General features: G+C 62.8%; 1 protein-coding gene and 2 pseudogenes. 1 reads left to right on the plus strand and 2 read right to left on the minus strand.

From position 1 onward, the window contains the following. Positions 1–185, plus strand: a 185-nt coding sequence (locus A9D60_RS26795; protein ID WP_217492031.1) for a hypothetical protein, incomplete at its 5' end; no start/stop codon positions are given. Positions 186–204: 19 nt separating this feature from the next. On the opposite strand, the pseudogene A9D60_RS03590 reads toward A9D60_RS26795, so the two are convergent. Both A9D60_RS03590 and A9D60_RS26800 read right to left on the minus strand, forming a co-directional pair. Beyond that, positions 205–1,098: pseudogene (locus A9D60_RS03590) on the minus strand (class I tRNA ligase family protein); the annotation flags it as partial. 69 nt (positions 1,099–1,167) lie between these two features. Then, a pseudogene (locus A9D60_RS26800) lies at positions 1,168–1,347 on the minus strand (AAA family ATPase); the annotation flags it as partial.

Raw genomic sequence — 1,347 nt, forward strand, 5'->3', positions numbered from 1 at the left:
CCCAACTTGTACCTTGGGATTTTCTCGCTGCGCGCGCTCGCAGCAGCAAAATCGCCGCGACTGCATCTTGTTCGGCGCCGCTGCGCGGCGTGAAAACCAGCCATTCAAGCGTGCTGCAGCGAGATCTGAAACCCGAATTTACATGTCGCGGGACTTTCCTGACTTTCGCTGCACGCGCGAAATAGGTGACTCACGAAAGGTGCCTTAGCGCTCACCGCAGAACCGCTCTTGCCACTCTTCTCGCTCGGCGTCGGTGATCTTGCGGAAGGTCACCTCGGGCACCTCGAAGGCGTGGCCTGCGGGGAGGACGCTCAGCGCCGCATCCAGATCGCCCGGCCAGCCGTCATCCTCGGTCTTCAGCGCCGCCAGCAGCTGCGCCGAGGCGTCGGGGATGAAGGGCGAGGAGATCACCGCATAAAGGCGGATCATGTTCAGCGCGAGGCGCACCTGCATCGCCGCAGCTTCGGGGTCGGTCTTGAAGGTCGACCATGGCGCGGCCTCCTGCAGGTACTCGTTGCCGAGCACCCATGCGGTGCGCAGGGCACCAGCGGCCTTGCGGACCTCATGCGCTTCCATCTTCGCCTCGTACTCGCGGATTTTCTCCGCCAGATCGGCAATCAGATTGGCCTCGAGATCGCGCATGGCGCCGCCCTCGGGCACCACTTCGCCGAACTTCGAGCGGCAGAATTTGGTGACGCGCGAGGCGAAGTTGCCCAGAACGTCGGCGAGGTCCTTGTTCACCGAGGCCTGTAAGTTCTCCCAGGTGAACTCGGAGTCCGAGTTTTCCGGCGCGTGACTCAGCAGCCACCAGCGCCAGTAGTCTGCCGGGAGAATCTCTAGTGCCTGATCCATGAACACACCACGCCCGCGCGAGGTGCTGAACTGGCCACCGTCGTAGTTGAGGTAGTTGAACGACTTGATGTAATCTACCCGCTTCCACGCCTCGCCCGACCCGATGATCGTGGCAGGGAAGGTCAGCGTGTGGAAGGGCACGTTGTCCTTGCCCATGAACTGCGTGTAAATCACATCGTCGGCGCCCTTGTCGGTGCGCCACCAGCGCGCCCAGTCGTCGCCCTTGCCAGCATCGACCCATTCCTGCGTGTAAATGCTGGATTGAATTTCCCCGGAAGTGCTGGCGCAAATTTCCCCACCTCGCGGGTTCGGCGATCAGCCGCGATGGTGATCGGCACCTCCGTTTTTTGGTGGCCGGCCGCGCCGTTTCGGCGGGAGCGGCGGTGCAATGTTGGCATGGGCGCGGGTGTGCTCGGGGATCAGGTCAGCATGTTTGCGCAACCGGTAGCTGGCGCCCTCGATCTGGACCACAACGGCATGGTGCAACAGTCGGTC

The sequence above is a fragment of the Leisingera sp. JC1 genome (assembly GCF_001679925.1).
Classification (GTDB): Bacteria; Pseudomonadota; Alphaproteobacteria; order Rhodobacterales; family Rhodobacteraceae; genus Leisingera.